This window comes from Streptomyces sp. NBC_01454 (genome assembly GCF_036227565.1).
Taxonomy (GTDB): Bacteria; Actinomycetota; Actinomycetes; order Streptomycetales; family Streptomycetaceae; genus Streptomyces.
On record NZ_CP109460.1, the window covers coordinates 1177537 to 1197229 of the forward strand.

General features: G+C 73.6%; 15 protein-coding genes. 9 read left to right on the top strand and 6 right to left on the bottom strand.

What is annotated here, in order from left to right:
- Window positions 1–263 precede the first annotated feature (263 nt).
- The gene (locus OIU81_RS05040) at window positions 264–1688 is read left to right on the top strand and encodes a lipase maturation factor family protein (RefSeq protein WP_329144241.1); all 1425 of its coding nucleotides are present in this window, start codon (window positions 264–266) and stop codon (window positions 1686–1688) included.
- Here OIU81_RS05040 and OIU81_RS05045 read toward each other — a convergent pair.
- Window positions 1582–2670 (bottom strand): tetratricopeptide repeat protein, encoded by a 1089-nt coding sequence (locus tag OIU81_RS05045; protein ID WP_329144242.1) that lies wholly within the window; start codon window positions 2668–2670, stop codon window positions 1582–1584. The genes OIU81_RS05040 and OIU81_RS05045 overlap by 107 nt on opposite strands.
- Window positions 2671–2965: 295 nt before the next feature.
- On the opposite strand from OIU81_RS05045, the gene OIU81_RS05050 reads away from it, so the two are divergent.
- Window positions 2966–4174, top strand: a complete 1209-nt coding sequence (locus OIU81_RS05050) for a lactonase family protein (RefSeq protein WP_329144245.1) — start codon at window positions 2966–2968, stop codon at window positions 4172–4174.
- A 166-nt stretch (window positions 4175–4340) separates the two neighbouring features.
- A complete protein-coding gene (locus tag OIU81_RS05055) occupies window positions 4341–5747 on the top strand; it encodes an amino acid permease (RefSeq protein ID WP_329144247.1) in 1407 nt (468 codons plus the stop codon).
- Window positions 5748–5751: 4 nt separating this feature from the next.
- On the opposite strand, the gene OIU81_RS05060 is transcribed toward OIU81_RS05055, so the two are convergent.
- Window positions 5752–6525, bottom strand: a complete 774-nt coding sequence (locus OIU81_RS05060) for a PaaX family transcriptional regulator C-terminal domain-containing protein (RefSeq protein WP_329144249.1) — start codon at window positions 6523–6525, stop codon at window positions 5752–5754.
- Between the two features lie 74 nt (window positions 6526–6599).
- Here OIU81_RS05060 and OIU81_RS05065 point away from each other — a divergent pair, with 74 nt between their 5' ends.
- The 5 genes from OIU81_RS05065 (at window position 6600) to OIU81_RS05085 (ending at window position 13464) form a co-directional block, all read left to right on the top strand.
- Complete coding sequence (locus tag OIU81_RS05065) at window positions 6600–8258, top strand: acyl-CoA dehydrogenase family protein (RefSeq protein ID WP_329144251.1); 1659 nt, start codon at window positions 6600–6602, stop codon at window positions 8256–8258.
- The gene (locus tag OIU81_RS05070) at window positions 8258–9025 is read left to right on the top strand and encodes a crotonase/enoyl-CoA hydratase family protein (RefSeq protein ID WP_329144253.1); all 768 of its coding nucleotides are present in this window, start codon (window positions 8258–8260) and stop codon (window positions 9023–9025) included. The genes OIU81_RS05065 and OIU81_RS05070 overlap by 1 nt, the downstream gene beginning before the upstream one ends.
- Window positions 9026–9198: 173 nt before the next feature.
- On the top strand, window positions 9199–9708 hold the full coding sequence (locus OIU81_RS05075; RefSeq protein ID WP_329144255.1) for a DUF1990 family protein: 510 nt from the start codon (window positions 9199–9201) through the stop codon (window positions 9706–9708).
- A 173-nt stretch (window positions 9709–9881) separates the two neighbouring features.
- Entirely contained in the window at window positions 9882–11105 is a 1224-nt protein-coding gene (locus tag OIU81_RS05080; RefSeq protein WP_329144257.1) for a metallophosphoesterase, read from the top strand.
- A 223-nt stretch (window positions 11106–11328) separates the two neighbouring features.
- Window positions 11329–13464, top strand: a complete 2136-nt coding sequence (locus OIU81_RS05085; protein WP_329144259.1) for a SpoIIE family protein phosphatase — start codon at window positions 11329–11331, stop codon at window positions 13462–13464.
- Between the two features lie 200 nt (window positions 13465–13664).
- Here the strand turns inward: OIU81_RS05085 and OIU81_RS05090 are convergent, their stop codons facing one another.
- Entirely contained in the window at window positions 13665–15062 is a 1398-nt protein-coding gene (locus OIU81_RS05090; RefSeq protein ID WP_329144262.1) for an NADP-dependent succinic semialdehyde dehydrogenase, read from the bottom strand.
- Window positions 15063–15546: 484 nt separating this feature from the next.
- On the opposite strand from OIU81_RS05090, the gene OIU81_RS05095 reads away from it, so the two are divergent.
- Window positions 15547–16335 carry a L,D-transpeptidase family protein gene (locus OIU81_RS05095; protein ID WP_329144265.1) on the top strand — a complete coding sequence of 263 codons (789 nt, stop codon included), beginning with the start codon at window positions 15547–15549 and terminating at the stop codon, window positions 16333–16335.
- 107 nt (window positions 16336–16442) lie between these two features.
- On the opposite strand, the gene OIU81_RS05100 is transcribed toward OIU81_RS05095, so the two are convergent.
- The 3 genes from OIU81_RS05100 to OIU81_RS05110 form a co-directional block, all read right to left on the bottom strand.
- Window positions 16443–17717 (bottom strand): MFS transporter, encoded by a 1275-nt coding sequence (locus OIU81_RS05100; protein WP_329144267.1) that lies wholly within the window; start codon window positions 17715–17717, stop codon window positions 16443–16445.
- A gap of 240 nt (window positions 17718–17957) precedes the next feature.
- Window positions 17958–18146 carry a hypothetical protein gene (locus tag OIU81_RS05105; RefSeq protein ID WP_329144269.1) on the bottom strand — a complete coding sequence of 63 codons (189 nt, stop codon included), beginning with the start codon at window positions 18144–18146 and terminating at the stop codon, window positions 17958–17960.
- 115 nt (window positions 18147–18261) lie between these two features.
- On the bottom strand, window positions 18262–19662 hold the full coding sequence (locus OIU81_RS05110) for a glutamine synthetase family protein (RefSeq protein ID WP_329144271.1): 1401 nt from the start codon (window positions 19660–19662) through the stop codon (window positions 18262–18264).
- Window positions 19663–19693: the final 31 nt, after the last annotated feature.

The following is a 19693-nucleotide window of genomic DNA, read 5'->3' on the forward strand; positions in this document are numbered from 1 at the left end:
CGCGCTCGACGTTTTCCAGCGAGAGGGTAATGGGACGGCAAGGCGGATATTCCGTCCCCCTTGGGCAGCGGGAAATCCGGGCGATTGTGTGATGTACGTCACTCACCCGAACGGCCCTCATCGCCCCTGCCCGCGGTCACCGCAACGGCCCCCGGGTTGCTGCATTCGCCCCACTCCCTACGCTGAAGAGTGAGCGGGGATCCCGCCGTCGAGGCCGCGCGCCATGCCGCAGAGCGCGCGGCCGCAGTGCTACCCATGGGCGGGTGGCTTGGTTCTCGGATTCCGGTTACTGGCTGGGGCGGCTCGTCTTCCAGCGCACGCTGGCCGTTCTCTATCTGGTCGCGTTCCTCGCGGCGGTGCGCCAGTTCCGCGCGCTCATCGGGGCGCGCGGCATGCTGCCGGTGCCCGCGTATGTGGCGCGGGTGCCGTTCCGTGCCGCGCCCTCGGTGTTCCACTGGCACTACTCGGACCGCTTCTTCGCCCTCTGGTCGTGGGGCGGGGTCCTGCTGTCCGCGGCCGTGGCGGCGGGTGCCGCGGACGCCGTCCCGCTGTGGGCGGCGATGCTGATGTGGGCCGCGCTGTGGGTGCTGTATCTGTCGATCGTGAACGTCGGGCAGACCTGGTACGGCTTCGGCTGGGAATCGCTGCTGCTGGAGGCCGGCTCGCTGGCGGTGTTCCTCGGCAATGCCGACACCGCTCCCCCGGTCCTGGTCATGTGGCTGCTGCGGTGGGTGCTGTTCCGGGTGGAGTTCGGGGCCGGGCTGATCAAGATGCGCGGCGACCGCTGCTGGCGGGATCTGACCTGTCTGTACTACCACCACGAGACCCAGCCGATGCCCGGCCCGCTGAGCTGGTTCTTCCACCATCTGCCGCGGCCCCTCCACCGGGTCGAGACGGCCGCCAACCATGTCGCGCAACTCGCCGTCCCGGTCCTGCTGTTCACTCCGCAGCCGATTGCCGGGTGGGCCGCCGCCGCGATGGTCATCACCCAGCTGTGGCTGGTGCTGTCCGGGAACTTCGCCTGGCTGAACTGGGTGACCATCGCCCTCGCCCTGTCGGCCGCCGCCCCGCTGTGGGGCGGGCCGTCCGCACCGTCCGGCGCGCCGCCGCTGTGGTTCGAGGTGCTGGTCCTCCTCGCCACCGCCGGCGTGCTCGCGCTCAGCTACCGGCCCGCACGCAATCTGCTGACCCGGCAGCAGATGATGAACACGTCCTACGAGTCGCTGCATCTGGTCAATTCGTACGGGGCCTTCGGCACGATCACCCGGGTGCGACGGGAGATCGTGGTGGAGGGGACGGCGGACGCGGTGACCGGGCCGGAGACCATCTGGCTGGCGTACGAGTTCCACGGGAAGCCGGGCGGGGTACGGCGGCTGCCGCGCCAGTTCGCGCCGTACCACCTGCGGCTGGACTGGCTGATGTGGTTCGCCGCGCTGTCGCCCGCCTATGCGCGGGCGTGGTTCGTGCCGTTCGTGGCGCGGCTGCTGGAGAACGACCGGGACACCCTGCGGCTGCTGCGCAGCAATCCGTTCCCCGAGGTGCCGCCAGCCCGGATCAGGGCCCGGGTCTTCCGCTACCGCTTCACGACGTGGCGGGAACTGCGGGAGACCGGAGCGTGGTGGCACCGGACCGAGGAGCAGGAGTTTCTGGCGCCGGCCGGGCGGTCAGCTCTGCACGGAAGGCGATGACCATGTCGCGGGCGTGACGCAGTCCGATCCGCCGGAAGTCCCGCTCCAGCGCGGCGAGTTCGGTCAGCGTCTCGTCCCGGTCACGGCCCAGGCGGGCGCGGGACTTGGCCAGTCCGAGCCGGGAGAGGGCCACCCCGCGCGGCTCCTGCATCTCGCGGAACTCGCGCAGCGCGACCGAGTAGGTCTCGCGCGCGCACTCGTAACGTCCCGCGCGGTAGAAGACATTGCCGCGCATCTTGTGGTTGTAGGCCAGCGCGCTCGCCAGGTCCATGGTGCGGCAGATCGCCTCCGCCTCGGACAGCAGTGCCAGCGCCCGGTCCGTCTCGCCCTGTACGGACAGGACGTCGGCGACGCCGCGCAGCGACCAGGCGCGCCCGCGGTGGTCCTCCGCGTCGGCGGCTATGCGGGCGGACTCCTCGAAGAGTTCCAGGGCCTTGGCGTACCCGCCGGTGTTGCGGTGCATCTGGGCGATGCCCGACATCGCCCAGACCGTGTGCCGGGCCTCGCCGTGCTGTTGGGCCTGTGCGAGCAACTCCTCGTGGAGTGCGGCGACCGCGGCGTAGTCGCCCTGGATACGGCCGGTTTCGGCCAGGCCGGCGAGCGCATAGCCGTGGGCGAGGCGGTCGCCACTGCCCTCGGCGAGGGTGACGGCGTGGGCGAGCAGCCGACGGGCGAGCGGCAGGGATCCGCACTGCCGCGCCAGGGTGCCACCGCTCCACAACGCCCAGGCCCTGGCGCCGGCATCACCCGCGGTGCGGGCACTGCGGTAGCTCTCGCGCCAGGCCTCGCCCGCCTCCGTCACCCGGCCGAGCCGCCGGTTGGCCTCGGCGACCGCGAGCGCGGCCCGGGCCCGCTCCAGTGCGGTGCCCGCCTCGGCGTGTGCGCGACTCGCCGTGGCCAACACCTCCTCGTAGGAGGAGTTCACACCCAGCGCCGAGCCCAACTCGCCCTGGTATTCCGGGGCGAATGCCTTGCCGTACATATCTCCGTGGCCTCCCGATCAGCTCCGTACCTTGATCACAAACCTATGAGCGGTGAGAGCCCGGCGAATCCGTCCGCGTATGTGTTGTGCCGTACGACTCGAGTGCTACGGGTGGGGCTGGTGGTCATCATGAGGATGTAGGGGCATGTCAGGGTCAACCGTCCGACACGGCCGTCATGGTGGGTGGCACACCGGGGCCTCACGCCCTGCCCTGCTTGCCTCCACGGGCCGGACGAGCCAGGCTTTCCCCGACCGACCGATCGCCTACCGGCACCGCCGACCACCGAGGTGTGGCATGAGCGCAACACGTACGGGAACGAGGGCCGGGGCAGGGATCGGCCGCCGGCGGTTCCTCGGCGTCGCGGCCGGGCTGACCGCGACCGCCGGGACGGGGGCGGGGCTGCCGACGAGGCAGGACGCGCGGCCCGCACCCGCCACCCGTCGTCCCGGCCGCCGGCCCCCCGGCACCCGGCCGCTCTTCCTGGGGACGTACACCTCCCCGCCCGGCGGCGGGACCGGCGTCGGGGTCGGCACGTACGACACCACGACTGGGCAGATCACCACCACCGGGGTCGTGGAGGGGGTCGCCGATCCCTCCTTTCTCGCCGTGGCGCCGTCCGGTCGCACCCTCTACGCGGTCGATGAGCAGGAGCAGGGCGCGGTGACGGCCATGGCGCTGCGGCCGGACGGGCCGCCCGTGGTGCTGGGGTCCCGGTCGACGGGCGGCGCGGGGCCCTGCCATCTGTCGGTGCATCCCGGCGGGCGCCGGCTGCTGAGCGCCAACTACCTCTCCGGCAGTGTGGCGGTGCATCCGATCGACCCGGCCACGGGGGCGCTGGGCGCGCGCACGGACCTGGTCACGCACTCCAGCCCGCCGCCCGGTCCCGGCCAGGACGGGCCGCATGCCCACCAGATCCTCAGCAGCCCGGACGGCCGCTTCGTGCTGGCGGTCGACCTCGGCAACGACACCGTCTACACCTACCGGCTGGACGAGCCGGCCGGACGGCTCGTCCAGGTGTCGACCGCGGCGCTGCGGCCCGGCGCCGGCCCCCGGCATCTGACCTTCCACCCCTCCGGGGCCTTCGCCTATCTGGCGAACGAGGTCGACAACACGGTCGTGGTCTGCCGCTACGACCGCCGGACGGGGCGGCTCGTGCCCGGTGCGCCGCAGTCGACGGGGACCGGTCCGGGCACCAGCTTCCCGTCGGAGATCCTGGTCACCCGGGACGGCCGCTTCGCCTATCTCGCCAATCGCGGTGACAACAGCCTCACCCGCTATGCCGTGGAGGCGGCCGGGGCGCGGCTGCGGCTGCTGGACACCGTGCCGGTGGGCGGGGACTTCCCCCGGCAGATCGCCTTCTCGCCGGATCAGCGGTGGCTGTTCGCGGCGAACCAGAAGTCGGGGTCGGTGACGGTGTTCGCGGTGGACGCCCGGACCGGAGCGCTGCGCAGCGCCGGCGCGCCGTTCGCGGCGCCGATCCCGGTGTGCGTGCTGCCGCTGTGAGAGCGGGACGCCGACGGGCCGGGCCCGCCATGGAGGTCCCGCCGCCGGAATCCATGCCCGTATCCCGTATCCCGTATCCCGTTCGCCGTCCTCCGTCTGCCGGCATCCGGCTGCTGAAACATTGCGGCAATGGCCCTGCATGGTGGGCCGATTAGCGTCGGCCTCCATGAGTACGGGAACGATTCGGGACGACAGCACCGCACGGACCGAGGCGCCGGCCGCGCCGGGCGGGCTGCGGCAGGGGCTCAAGCAACGCCATATGCGGTTGATCGCGCTGGGCGGGGTCATCGGGGCCGGGCTGTTCGTCGGCAGCGGAGTGGTCATCCGCGCCACCGGTCCGGCCGCCGTGCTGTCGTTCCTGGCGGCCGGGGTGCTCACCGTGCTGATCATGCGGATGCTGGCCGAGATGACCGTCGCCCGCCCGGCGCTGGGGTCCTTCTACGCCCATGTCCGCGAGACCCTGGGGCTGCGGGCCGGGTTCACGGTGGGCTGGCTGTACTGGTACTTCTTCGTCATCGTGGTCGCCGTCGAGGCGGTGGCCGGCGGCCGGATCGTCCAACTGTGGCTTCCCGGCGCCCCGTTGTGGGCGGTCAGCCTGGTCCTGATGGGGCTGCTGACCGCGACCAACATGGTCTCGGCGCGCTCCTACGGCGAGTTCGAGTACTGGTTCTCGTCGGTCAAGATCCTGGCGATCGTGGTGTTCCTCTTCCTCGGCGCGCTGTACGTGCTGGGGCTGTGGCCGGGCTCGCCGGGCGGTCTGGGCACTCTGACGGCGCACGGCGGGTTCGCGCCCGCGGGCGCCGGCGCGGTGCTGGCCGGTGTCGTGCCCTGCGTCGGGTTCTTCACCGGCGCCGAGATCGTGACGATCGCGGCCGCCGAATCGGCCGAGCCGGAGCGGGCGGTGGCGGAGGCGATCCGCTCGATCGTGCTGCGCGTGGTGGCGTTCTACGTGCTGTCGGTCTTCCTGGTGGTCGCGGTGGTGCCGTGGACCTCGAAGGCGGTCGGGGTGAGTCCGTACGCGGCGGTGCTGGACCGGCTCGCCGTCCCCGCGGCCGGTACGGTCATGAACGCCCTGGTGCTGATTGCCGTGCTGTCCTGCCTGAACTCCGCGCTGTACACGTCCTCCCGGATGCTGTTCGCGCTCACCCGCAACGGGGACGCACCACACGGCTTCGCGAAGGTCAGCGGGGGCGGGGTCCCGCGCAGGGCGCTGCTGGCCGGGACGTCCGCCGGCTATCTGTCGGTGATCGCGGCCTGGATCTCACCCGATGTCGTCTTCCCGTTCCTGATCAACTCCTATGGTGCCGTCGCCCTGTTCGTCTATCTGGCGATCGCGGTCGCGCAGGTACGGATGCGGCGGAAGCTGGAGCGTACGGAGCCGGAGCGGCTGACGCTGCGGATGTGGCTGTTCCCGTGGCTGAGCCGGCTGACCATCGCCCTGATGACGGTGGTGATCGGGTCGATGGCGTTCCTGCCGGACAGCCGGGCGCAGTTCTGGCTGAGTCTGCTGACGGTGGCCGTGGTGCTGGCCGGCTACGAACTGCGCCGCCGGAAGGGGCCGGCCGGCGGATAGCCCCCTACCCGCCCACGTACTGCCGCAGCAGCTCGCCCAGCTCGTCCTCGAACTCGGCGTAGTGCAGGCGGAGTTGTTCGCCGGGCCAGCTCTCGGGGAGCAGTCCGGCGGGGAGCAGGGGGTCGGCGAGGAGGTGGCGGAGTGCGGCGGCCGCGACGGTGAAGCGGTCGGCGGGGGTCGCGGCGCCGCCCAGTGCGGCGCTCAGGTCGCGGGCCCGCCGTGCCCAGCCGGGCAGGTCCCACAGCCGGCCGGCGAGCGCCGCGGGGTCGCCGTCCGGGGTGCCGGTGAGCCAGGTGCACTGCTCGGTGACGACGGCCGGGCGGGGTCGGTCGAGGTTGGCGGGGCGCAGCCAGCTGCCCTCGCGCAGCTCGGCCAGCCGCAGCGCCGCCATCGCCTGGCGCAGCGCGGTGCGCTCGGCGGCCGGCCGGCGCTCCGGGGTGGTGACCACGGCGATCTCCCAGTCCCCGTGCCAGGGCCGGGTCCTCGGTGCGCGGCTCTCGTCCTGGCGGGTCTGGCGGTCCAGCAGCCGGGGGGTGAGTGCGTACGCGCCGTCGCTCTGGCGCAGGTCACCGGCGGCCACCATGCGGGAGAGCGCGACCCGCACGGTGCCCTCGGCGATGCCGAAGAGCTCGCCGACCCGCACCAGGGCACGGGCGGGCAGCCGCGGCGGGTGATGCCCCAGCAGGGTGCTCAGCACGATGGAGCGGGCGGTGAGCGGCCGCAGGGCGAGCGCGGTGGCCGCCGGGTCGCCGCTGGTGCCGGTGTCGTCGTCGTTCATATGTGCCCGAAACTCTAGCGAGGCCCTCCATTACAGTCTTCCCGCATCTGTTCGACTTCTGTAACGTCAAGGGTATGACCGTCACCCATGAAGTCGTGAATCAGGCTCCGCCGCTGACCGGGTTCAGTACGGCGGACGAGCCGGCCCTCCTGGAGGCGCTGCGCCGGGACGGGGCCGAGTGGGGCGTACCGGAGGTCGCCGAGCTCGGTGCGCTGGCCGGTTCGGCGGCGGTCCAGGACCAGGCCCGCTGGGCGGAGGAGCATCCGCCCCGGCTGCGCACCCATGACCGGTTCGGCCACCGCGTCGACGAGGTCGAGTTCCACCCGGCCTGGCATCAGCTGATGACGGTGGCCGTGGAGCGGGGTCTGCACGCCGCGCCCTGGGCCGACGACCGCCCCGGCGCGCATCTGGTCCGTGCCGCGAAGTTCTACGTCTGGTCGCAGGCCGAGCCGGGACACGGCTGCCCGGTCTCGATGACCTACGCCGCGGTCCCCGCGCTGCGCGCCGCACCGGTTCTCGCCGCGCGGTACGAGCCGCTGCTCGCCGCCCGCAGCTACGACTTCGGGCTGCGGGCGCCGCTGACCAAGTCGGGCCTGATCGCCGGCATGTCGATGACGGAGAAGCAGGGCGGCTCCGACGTACGGGCCAACACCACCCGCGCGGTGCCGGCCGGCGACGGGACGTACCGCATCACCGGCCACAAGTGGTTCACCTCCGCGCCGATGAGCGACGTCTTCCTGGCGCTGGCGCAGACCGAGGAGGGGCTCGGCTGCTTCCTGCTGCCGCGGGTGCTGCCGGACGGCACGCTCAACGGCATGCGGCTGATGCGGCTCAAGGACAAGCTGGGCAACCGCTCCAACGCGTCCTCCGAGATCGAGTACGACCAGGCGGTGGCCTGGCCGGTCGGGGAGCCGGGCCGCGGGGTGCGGACCATCGTCGAGATGGTGAACATGACCCGGCTGGACTGTGTGCTGGGCTCGGCGGCCGGGATGCGGGCCGGGCTGCGGCAGGCGCTGCACCACACCGCGCACCGGCGGGCGTTCGGGCGGGAGCTGGACCGGCAGCCGCTGATGCGCTCGGTGCTCGCGGATCTGGCGATCGAGTCGGAGGCGGCGACACTGCTGGGGATGCGGCTGGCGACGGCGGTGGACCGCTCGCAGGCCGGGGACGCCGGTGAGGCGGCGCTGCGCCGGCTGGCGCTGGCGGCCGGCAAGTACTGGGTGTGCAAGCGGGGCAGCGCGCACGCGGCGGAGGCGCTGGAGTGCCTGGGCGGCAACGGCTATGTCGAGGACTCCGGCATGCCGCGGCTCTACCGGGAGGCGCCGCTACTGTCCATCTGGGAGGGCTCGGGCAATGTCGCGGCGCTCGATGTGCTGCGGGCGCTGGGCAGGGAACCGGCCGCGCTGGAGGCGTTCTTCGCCGAGGTGGAGACCGCGGCGGGCGCGGATCGCCGGCTGGACGCGGCGGTGGCGGGCGTCCGCAAGATGCTCGGCTCGTCGGCCGGTCCGGAGCGGGCGCAGCTGATGGCACGGTCGCTGGCGGAGCGGATGGCGCTGGTGCTCCAGGGGTCGCTGCTGGTGCGGTACAGCCACCCGGCCCTCGCCGACGCGTTCTGCGCCTCGCGGCTCGACGGGGAGTGGGGCAATGCCTTCGGCACGCTGCCGGCCGGCACCGATCTGACGGCGATCCTGGAGCATGTGCGGCCGCAGACCGCGCGCGGGGGCGGGGCCTGATGTCCGTACGGGTGGAGCGCACCGGTCCGGTGACCACGGTGGTGCTCTCCCGGCCGGCGTCCCGCAACGCGGTCGACGGTCCGACGGCACGTCAACTGGCCGATGCCTTCCGGGAGTTCGACGCCGATGCGGCGGCGCGGGTCGCGGTGCTGTGGGGCGAGGGCGGGACGTTCTGCTCCGGTGCCGACCTCAAGGCGATCGGCACCGAGCGCGGCAACCGCGTGGCGGCGGACGGGGACGGGCCGATGGGGCCGACCCGGATGCGGCTCGGCAAGCCGGTGATCGCGGCGATCGCCGGGCACGCGGTGGCCGGCGGTCTGGAGCTGGCGCTGTGGTGCGATCTCCGGGTGGCGGAGGAGGACGCGGTCCTCGGCGTCTTCTGCCGGCGCTGGGGCGTGCCGTTGATCGACGGCGGCACGGTGCGGCTGCCGCGGCTGATCGGCGCGAGCCGGGCGAGGGACCTGGTGCTGACGGGGCGGCCGGTCCCGGCCGCGGAGGCGCTGTCCATCGGGCTGGTCCACCGTGTGGTGCCGGCCGGTTCGGCTCGTGCGGAGGCGGAGCTGCTGGCGGCGGAGATCGCCCGTTTCCCGCAGGCGTGCCTGCGCAGCGACCGCGCCTCCCTGCTGGACCAGGAGGGCCGGGACGAGGAGTCGGCCATGGCCGTGGAACTCGCCCACGGGCAGGCCGTCCTGGCCGAGGCCCAGGAGGGCGCGGCGCGGTTCGCCGCGGGGGCGGGGCGGCACGGGGCGGCGGACCCGAACGGGTGAGACGGCGCCCGGTCCGGGTCCCACCCGGTCCGGTAACCGGTCACGGCCGTGTTCGCGCCCCGTCCGCGGGCGGGGCGCGAACACCGCCGCCGCGGACAGGGCGGGTCTCGTTGCCCGCGGCCGGCTCGCCGCGTACGGTCGCGCCGTCCCCGCCCCGCTGCCAGGAGCACCGCATGAGCGAGTTGAACTACCCCGAGGAGGGCGGCACCCGGCACACCCCGCTGCCGCCCGGCTACCGCCACCTCCACGAGGAGCTGCCGATCGGCCACGGGCGGGCGGCGCTGGCGGCGGCGGGTGAGGCGATCACCACCTTCCGGATGCACCGTGCGGCGGGCGCCGGCATCCGGGCCGACGCCCCGCGGGCCGCGCCGGGCGTGCGGGTCGAGGTCGCGCCGGGCATCGGCCCGATGCGCGTGCGGGCGCCGTGCACCGTGGTGTGGACGGCGGACGAGGAGGACCGCATCGGCTTCGGATACGGGACCCGCGAGGGGCATCCCGTGTGCGGCGAGGAGGCGTTCCTCGCCGAACTGCGCGCCGATGGCTCGGTGTGGTTCACGGTGACCGCTTTCAGCCGCCCCGCCCGGACGCTCACCCGCCTCGCCGGCCCACTGGTACCCGTCTTCCAGCGCCGGTACATCCGTCATCTCGGCCGCACACTGCGCCGTCTGACGTCGCATCGGTGAGCGCGCCTCGGGGGCGTTCTCCCCGGCGCTCACACCGTTCGCTACGCCCTGCCGGTCCCCGGAAGACGCTTTGTTACCGACGCGTAGATTCAGGGCTCCCCGTTCCCAGACGTCCACTTGGCCTTCATCAATCCGTCACCATCGCCTCCGACGGCCGTGAGAGAAATCCAGACATGTGTGAGGACGAACTGATCCCGCCGCAGGCGGACATGACCGAGCAGGAGTGGCTGCGCACCGGCTCGGCGACGGCGGCCGGGGAGCCGTCGATGCCTACGACGGGGCGCACGCTGCCCTTCGTGAACCGGCGGACGCTGCTGGGCGGCGCGATGGCCGGCGCGGCGCTCGCGGTACTGCCGTCGCCGGCACAGTCGCCCGCCTCCGCCGCTCCCCGCCCGGGGGCCCCGGGAGCCTTCCCGTTCCCCGAACACCCCAATGGCAAGGGAGAGTTCGCGATTCTGGTCACCGGGGACGCGGGGACGGGAGACGAGGCGCAGTACGCGGTGGCGGCCGCCGCACGCGATGTCTGCCGGGCCGAGCGAGTGAGTCTCGCGGTGGGTCTGGGCGACAACATCTACGAGAACGGGCCGGAATCCGCCGACGACTCGGAATTCCAGGACAAGTTCGAGAAGCCCAACAGCGGCATCGATGTGCCGTGGCTGATGGTGCTGGGCAACCACGACTGCTCGGGGCTGATTCCCGGCAGCGGCGGCGACCCGTCCCGCGGTGACCGCGAGGTCGCCTACGCCGCCACGTCGCGGCGCTGGTACATGCCGAGCCGCTACTACAGCGTGCCGCTGCCGGCCGCCGATCCGCTGGTGGAGTTCTTCGCGATCGACACCATTCCGTGGTCCTCGTACGTCGCCCAGCTCGACCCGCACTACCGGTGGGACGGGCCGTACATGCGCGAGCAGCGGAGCTGGCTGGACGGCGCGCTGCGTGCCTCGCGCGCCCGCTGGAAGGTGGTGATCGGCCATCACCCGTACCTCAACAACGGCAAGCACGGCAGTGCCGGTTCCTATGACGGGTTCGAGATCGGGAACTACACCAGCGGGGTCCACCTCAAGGACATGTACGAGAACGTGGTGGCCGGCCGGGCCGATCTGATCCTGTCCGGTCACGATCACACCCTGCAGATCCTGGAGCCGACGGCCCGCACGGGCGGCACCCGGCAGGTGGTGTGCGGGGCGTCGGCCAAGACGGAGGACGGCAAGGCACACTTCGGGCACCCGGCGGCCTGGCAGAACTTCTCCGACCACGGCTTCATGCTGCTGAAGGTGTCCGGCGCCCGGCTGACCATCGATGCGTACACGGTGGACGTGGCGACCCGGAAGGCCACCCTGGCGCACCGGGCGCGGCAGACCCGGCCGGTATCCGCACCCGCGCGGGCGCACGCCTGACGGGCGCACGCCTCACAGGTTGCGGCGCCGGAAATGCGGGTTATCCGGCCCGCGCCTAGGGTGTTCGCATGGCCGCGCTCCGGTGGATATCGGCCCCGGTCAACGGCCCGCGACCGTGGGCACGAGACGTGCTCGGCGCGGCGCGGCCCGCCCTGGCACGCGGCTGCCCGGCAGCGGCGGATACCCGCGCCGCGCAGGACCGGGCCGCGCGACGTGACGCGCCATGACCGGCCGGTTCGTGGAATCGCCCGGCGAGGACTACGACCCCCGGGCCGACCGGGACTGGCGCCCGGTCACGGAGGACGCGCCCGGGGTGTCGGACCACAAGCCCATCGGTCTGCGCGAGCGGCTGTCACTCAACCGGATGGGCACCTTCGACTGGGATCTGGACGACGGGTTCATGGACCTGGACCCCGGCGCCATGGACGTCTTCGATCTGCGCCCGGACGAATACGACGGCGCGCCGATGTCCCTGGTCTCCCGGGTCCCTCCGGAGGAGGGCCTGCGGCTGGACGAGGCGCTCGCCCAGGCCCTGCGGGACGGCCACTCGTCCTACGGCTCCTACTTCCGCGTCCAGTGCCGCGACGGGACCCAGCGCTGGACCCACTCCCAGGGGCGGATCCTGCACGACGCGGACGGAATGCCGTACCGGATCATCGGCATCGTCCGGGAGGCGACCAGCGAGCTGGCGGACTCCGCGCTGCTGCGCTCGCTCCAGCAGGAGCGGCAGCGGCAGACCGTGATGGTGCAGCAGACGACCGCGGCGCTGGCCCGCGCGCTGTCCGTCAAGGATGTGACCCGGGTGCTCACCGACAGCGGCGGCGCCCGGCGGTTCGGCGCGGACGGCCTGCTGCTCGGGCTGGTCGAGAACGACCGGTTCGAGGTGATCGCCGCCGCCGGCCTGGAGGGCGAGGTGCCCGACGACATGATGACCTCGCGGCTGGACGACACCCTGCCGCTGGCCGACACGGCGCGTTCGCGGCGGCCGCTCTTCCTCAGCAGCCGGAGCGAGCTGATCGCCCGCTTTCCACGGCTGCGCCCGTACACCGAGGTGCTGCCGACGGGCAGCGCGGCGTTCCTGCCGCTGGTGGCGCAGGACACCGTCATCGGGGCGCTGGGGCTGTTCAACGCGGAGCCCGCGGTGCAGTCGCCGGAGGCCAGGAATGTGGCGCTGGCGCTGGCCGGTGTGGTCGCCCAGTCGGTGCAGCGGGCGACCCTCTTCGACCAGGAGCGGGAGTTCGCCACGGGACTGCAGGCGACGATGCTGCCGCGCCGGCTGCCGCCCCTGGCGGGCGGTGCGGTCACCGTGCGCTATCACCCGGCGAGCGTCGGACGGGACGTCGGCGGCGACTGGTACGACGTCATCGCGCTGCCGCAGGGGCGCACCGGGCTGGTGGTCGGCGACGTCCAGGGCCATGACACCCATGCGGCCGCCGTGATGGGCCAGCTGCGGATCGCGCTGCGGGCCTACGCCAGCGAGGGGCACACGCCGGAAACCGTGCTGGTGCGGGCCTCCCGCTTTCTGTCCGAGCTGGACACCGAGCGCTTCGCCACGTGCACCTACATCCAGGCCGATCTGGAGTCCGGGGCGCTGCATCTCGCACGGGCCGGCCATCTCGGGCCGCTGATCAGCAACAGCTCCCGGCACATCGACTGGCCCGAGGTCCGTGGCGGGTTGCCGCTGGGCCTGGCCACCGCCTTCGGGCACGACCACTTCCCGGAGACGCAGCTGTTCCTGGAGCCCGGGTCGACGCTGCTGCTGTGCACCGACGGGCTGGTCGAGCGGCCCGGCCACGACATCTCCTCCGGCATCGACGCGCTGTCCGAGGCCGTCCGCGAGGGCCCTACGGAGCTGGAAGCGCTCGCCGACCGGCTCTCGGACCAGCTGTGGGCCGCCCCCGGCTCGGAGGACGACATGGCGCTCCTGCTGCTGCACCGGCTCCCCGGCCCCGGGCCGGCCACCACTCCCCGGCTGCGGCTGCATGTCCACCAGGCCGACCCCTCGGGCACGGCGGAGGTCCGCTCGGCGCTGCGCCGCACGCTGGACCAGTGGCGGGCGGGCGCCGTCGCCCACCACGTCGAGGTCGCCGCCTCCGAGCTGATCGCCAATGCGCTGACCCACACGGAGAGCGGTGCCCTGGTCTCCGTGGAGCTGCTGCCCGGCACCCCGCGGCGGATCCGGCTGGAGGTCGAGGACCGCTCCAGCCGGTGGCCGCGGCGGCGCAGCCCCGGGGAGACCGCGACCTCGGGCCGGGGGCTGATGCTGGTCGAGGCCTTCGCGGACCGCTGGGGCGCGGAGCCGCGCGGTGCGGGCAAGGCGCTGTGGTGTGAGTTCGCGGTGCCCGACGGCCCGCAGTGACCCCGGTCCGCCGCCCTCGCGAAGTTACCTGACGGGGCGTCAGTAACCGTATGGAGCACGGCCTTTCCCGCGTGCGGGCCCTCTGTCGCCGGCCGCGGCGGAGGGGCGGCCGAGCCGGCCGACCTGGCCGTGGGCCGACTCGGCCTGACGGGACCGTACACCCTGAACTCCGCGACGAAAACCGCCCCGGACCGTGCCGCTCAGTCCTCCGGCCCGTACCACAGTGTCGTCATGTTGCAGAACTCCCGGATGCCGTGCCCGGACAGCTCCCGCCCATAGCCGGAGCGCTTGGCGCCGCCGAAGGGGAGGCCCGGGTGCGAGGCGGTCATCCCGTTGAAGAAGACACCGCCGGCCTGCACATCGCGGGCGAACCGGGCCTGCTCGTCGGGGTCCCGGGTCCAGGCGTTGGAACTGAGCCCGAACGGGGTGTCGTTGGCGATCCGCACCGCCTCGTCCACGTCGGCGACGCGGTAGAGCGTGGCCACCGGCCCGAACGCCTCCTCGTAGTGGATGCGCATGCCGGGGGTGATGTCGGACAGCACCGTCGGCTCGTAGAACCAGCCCGCGCGGTGCTGTGGCGGCCGCCGTCCGCCGCACAGCGCCGCGGCTCCCTTGTGGATCGCGTCGTCGACGAGTTCCTCCAGGTCGGAGCGGCCCTGTTCGCTGGCGAGCGGCCCGACATCGGTCCGCTCGTCCATCGGGTCGCCGACGGTCAGCGCCGCCATCCGGTCGGTGAACCGCTCGGTGAAGGCGTCGTAGATCTCGTCGTGCACGAGGAACCGCTTGGCCGCGATGCACGACTGCCCGTTGTTCTGGACACGCGCGGTGACCGCGACCCGGGCCGCCTTGTCGAGGTCGGCGGAGGGCAGGACGATGAACGGGTCGCTGCCGCCGAGTTCGAGGACGGTCTTCTTGACCTCGTCACCGGCGACCGAGGCGACCGCGCGGCCGGCCGGCTCGCTGCCGGTCAGCGTGGCGGCGGCGATCCGCGGGTCGCGCAGGATGTCCTCGACGGCGCCGGAGCCGATCAGCAGGGTCTGGAAACAGCCCTCGGCGTAGCCGGCGCGGCGGAAGAGCTCCTCCAGGTACAGCGCGGTCTGCGGGACGTTCGAGGCGTGCTTGAGCAGGCCGGTGTTGCCGGCCATCAGGGCGGGTGCGGCGAACCGGACGACCTGCCACAGCGGGAAGTTCCACGGCATCACCGCGAGGACGGTGCCGAGGGGGCGGTAGCGCACCACGGCGCGGGCGGCGCCGGAGTCGCTGACGTCGGCGGGGTCGGGGTGCTCGTCGGCGAGCAGTTCCTCGGCGTGGTCGGCGTACCAGCGCATGGTCTTGGCGCACTTCGCGGCCTCCGCGCGCGCCTGGGCCAGCGGTTTGCCCATCTCCGTGGTCATCGTGCGGGCGATGCCGTCCTGGTCGGCGTCGAGCAGTTCGGCGGCCTTGTGCAGCAGTTCCGCGCGGTGGGCGAAGCTGGTGCGGCGGTGCTCCTGGAAGGCCTGGTCCGCCCGGACCAGATGGTCTTCGATCTCGCCGGCGTTGAGCGCGTCGAAGGTCTTCAGGGTCTCGCCGGTTGCCGGGTTGACCGTGGCGATGGCCATGGTCGGCACCTCCTTGGTGGTGCGGGCGTGAACACCCGCGAACGACGGGGCGACGGTCCGGGCGGCTCCTAGGAGAGCGGCGAGGGCGCCGGGGACGGCTCCGGGACCGGGTCGGGGTCGGGTCCGGGCGGCCGTGGGATCGGTGACGGTTCCGGCGGGATGGGGTCCGGCGGGCCGGGTGGGCTCGGCGGGCCGGGCAGCGGGTCCGGGACGGGGGCCGGCGGCGGGCCTCCCGGATCCGGGGGCGGGGTGGGCTGCGGATCGCGGTCGAGCGTGCGGTCGCTGCGCGTATGCGGTTGCCGCTGCACGGTGGGCCTCCAGAGTGAGACGTCTAGTGGCACATGGGCCCCGTACCCGAGTTTCGCCCGTCCATGGCCCCGGCGCACGACGGATTGCGGCGGACGGAGTGCGCGGGGGCCGGGGGCGGTGGATGTGACCTGATCGGGCGGCGCCCGGGGAGCCCGCCGCGCTCTACCGTGCGGTCATGCCCATGACGCGTATCAGGACGACGCACCCGGCCGCGGCCGGGGCCAGGACCGCGGCCGGCGGCGCGATCCGGGCCGCGGTGCCGCCGGCGGCCGCCGCGCTGCTCCTCGCGCTCTGCGCGCCCGCCCCGGCGGCCGCCGCGCGGCCCGCGGGCTCCCCCGTCCCGCTGCCCGCCCGTATGGCGGACACCGGGGGCGGCGGGCAGCTCATCACCGCCCGGGCGCGCACCCCGCGTGCCACCACCGGGACGGTGACGTGGTGGGAGCGCCACAACGGCCGCTGGCGGCGGGCGGGTCGGGCGCCGGCCCGGTTCGGTGCCGGCGGGCTGACCGAAGGCCGCACCCGGGTGCAGGGCACCTCGACCACCCCCACCGGGCTGTACGACCTGCCGTTCGCGTTCGGCCTCGCCCCGGCGCCGCCCGGTACCGCCCTCCCCTACCGCCGGGTCGGCGCGGACTCCTGGTGGTGCGAGGACAACGCCTCGGCCTCCTACAACCGCTGGGTGGCGCCCCTGCCGCCGGACTGCGCGGCCGCCGAGTCCGAACGGCTGGCGGACTATCCGACGCAGTACGACCGGGCCCTGGTCACCGGCTTCAACTACCGCCGTCCGGTGCACGGCCGCGGCGCCGGGATCTTCCTCCATGTCCAGGGGAAGGGCGCCACGGCCGGCTGTGTGTCCGTACCGGCCGGGGCGATGGCGCGGATCCTGTCCTGGGTGCGGCCGTCCCGGCATCCGCACCTCGCCATCGGCACGGCGCACGGACCGACCGCGCTCACCCGCTACTGACGCCGTCCGCCCGGGCGGCACGGGGAAAGGGGCAGGGACGGGACAGGGCCACGCCGTCCGGCGTCCGGGTGGGCCGGCGCGGGAGCCGCGGCGGCAGACCCCGCTCCTCACGGCTGTGGTGCGCGGGCGTCGTAGCGGGCGAAGCCGCGGCGGGCGAGGCCCAGGCCGGTCACCACCAGCAAGCAGGCCAGACCGCCGCCGATCACCGCGGTGGCCGGGGAGGTCAGATCGGCCGCCGACCCGGCCAGGAAGTCGCCCAGCCGCGGCCCGCCCGCGACCACCACGATGAAGACGCCCTGGAGCCGGCCGCGCATCGCGTCCGGCGTCGCGGCCTGGAGCATGGTGCTGCGGAACACCATCGAGACGGTGTCCGCGCAGCCGGCCACCGCCAGGAAGAACAGGCCGAGCCACAGCTGGCGCGAGAGCCCGAAGCAGGCCACGGCCGCACCCCAGGAGGCCACCGCCAGCAGAATGGCCAGACCGTGCCGGCGGATCCCGCCGAGCCAGCCGGAGAACAGCCCGCCCAGTACGGCGCCCACCGCGGGCGCGGCGACCAGCAGACCGACGGTCTTGGCGTCCCCGGCGAACCAGAGCACCGCGACCGCGGGGAACAGCGCCCGCGGCTGGGCGAGCACCATCGCCGCCAGGTCGGAGAAGAACGTCATCCGCAGATTCGGCCGGGTGGCGAGAAAACGCAGCCCGTCCAGGACGGAGGCCCGGCGCCGCGGCCCCTCCCCCTGGTCGGGCCGCATGGACGGCAGCCGCCACATCGCGTACAGCGAGCCGCTGAAGGCCACCACGTCGATCAGATACGCGGTCTGGTAGCCCCACAGACCGACGATGACGCCGCCCAGCATCGGCCCGCCCATCAGACCGAGGTTGCTGGTCAGGGAGTTGAGGGCGTTGGCGGCCGGCAGCTGCTCGGCGGGCAGCAGCCGCGGGATCATCGAGGAGCGGGCCGGCGAGTTCATCGCGAAGCAGACGGCCTGGACGGCGACGACCCCGTAGAGCAGCCAGACCCGGTGGAATCCGGCCAGTGCGGCGACGGCCAGCGTGACGGACATCGCGGTGGCGCCCACGGCGCTGTAGAGGCCCAGTGTGCGCCGGTCGACGGTATCGGCGATGGCGCCGCCGTACAGACCGAAGACCACCAGCGGGACCAGTGCGCACAGACCCACCAGACCGACCGAGAAGGTGGAGTGGGTGAGGGCGTAGACCTGGAGGGAGACCGCGAGGGCGGTCATCTGCTGGCCCATCCAGGAGATGGTGTTGCCGCACCACAGACGGCGGTAGTCCGGGGAGGTGCGCAGTGGGGTCAGATCGGCGAATATCCGGGAGCGCAGGGGTATTTCGCCCTTTTCGGAGGTTGCTGTAGGGGCCACGCGGCGCAGTAAAGCATGCCGCCGGTCCGGAAGGGACGACAGGGTGGGAACAGCCGCACGCGGCACTCGCCCCTTACATACCGCCGCCTTCCACCGCTGTGGCTGAGCGTCGGCGTCAGCCCGATGTCGGCGTACCCGTGCGGGAACACGCTTGCCAGGTAGGCGGCCTGACGGTGGATCGGGTAGCAGTGCAGCAGCACCAGGTCGCACCGGCGTCGGCGGTGGCCCGGACCAGACCGGTCAGCAGCGCCGGCTCGGCGTGGTCGAGCCGCAGGTCGGGGTCGCCGAAGCCGGTGTGGAGCTGGAGCGGAGCCGGAGCGGGCGGCCGGTGGCGACGGCGAGTGCGATGCGATGGCGCACGCCGGTGCCGCCGCCGTCCCCGGCCGTCTCGGCGGGGCCGGTCAGGTCACCGGGCAGCCCGGTGACCACCGGATAGCTGCCGACGCCGGTGGCGCGCAGCAGCAGCCGATCACTCCGTGGCAGTGCTGGTCCACCCGCGGCGGCAGACCATCGGCCGGGCCGGCGCCCGCGAGGTTCGCGGGTATTACCACCGCCAGCGGGTGGCCGCGACGATCTCCTCGGGCTCGCTCTCGGCGAAGTGGGCCTCCTCCGCGCGCCGCACGGCCAGTACCGCGCCGTGCAGCACCTCCCCCATCGCCTCGTGCAGCGGGGCCGACTTCTCCAGCCGGTCGGCGGCCTCGGTGAGGGTGGCGGGCAGCCGGACGATGCCGCGCCGGGCCCGCTCGCGGACGCCGAGCACGCCCGGGTCGCCGGTCTGCGGGGCGGGCAGCTGCGTCGCCGACTCGATGCCGTGCAGTCCGGCGGCGATGACCGTGCCGACGGCGAGATACGGGTTGGCGGCGGCGTCGAAGGTCTTCACCTCGGCGTGGCCGCCGTCCGGGTCGTCGGGGGCGCCGGTGATCAGCCGCAGCGCCGCCTCCCGGTTCTCCACTCCCCAGCACTGGTAGACGCCTGCCCAGTGGGAGGGCTGCAGCCGCAGATAGCTGGCGGGTGAGGGGCAGCCGATGGCGAGCAGCGCGGGCAGGGCGGCGACGAGGCCGCCGAGGAAGGCCACCGCGTCCGGCGCCAGGCCCCATTCGGCACCGGGGGCGCGGTGCAGGCTGGCGCCGTCGCGGTAGAGGCCGAGGTGGAGATGGCAGCCGTTGCCGACCTGGCCGGCGACGACCGACGGGGCGAACGAGGCGCGCAGCCCGTGCCGGGCGGAGACGGCGCGGACGGTCTCGCGGACCAGCACCACGTCGTCGGCGGCCCGGACCGGATCGGCGGGGGCGGTGGTGACCTCGAACTGGCCCGGGGCGTACTCGGGGTGGAGCTGGAGGACGTCGAGGCCCTGGACACCGAGCGCCTCGGTGACGTCCCGGAGGTAGTCGGAGAGTTCGACGACGCGCGTCATGCCGTAGGCGGGGCCCGCGCAGGGGTGGTCGAGCGCCTCGTCCGCGCCCTCGGCGGCCGGGCCGTGCCCCGCCGGGGCGCGGGTGACGACCCACTCCGTTTCGAAGCCCATCCGCAGTTGCAGGCCGGCCGCGGCGGCCCGTTCCACCATCCGCCGGGCGAACTGCCGCTGGCAGGCGGGGTGCGGCCGGCCGAGCTGGTCGTAGCGGTCCACCGGCGCCCAGGCCCAGCCGGGCTGGGCGGCGAGGGTGACGACGCGGTCCAGGTCGGGGATGAGCCGCAGGTCCCCGTCGGGCCCGCCGACGTGGTCGGAGGCGGTGATGTCGTCGTACGAGGTGAAGACGTCGAAGACCGGCGACATCCCCACGCCCCGCTGGGCCGCCGCCGCGAACCGCTGCACCGGAACGGTCTTGACGCGGGCGATGCCCGCATTGTCCACCCAGGTCAGCGCGACGTTCAGCACGCCTTCCGCGGTCAGTTGCGCCGCCAGCCGGCGGGCTTCCTCGCGCTGTTCCGGTGCCCGCGATGCCATAGAACCGTCCTCACTCGACCGTGCCGAACCC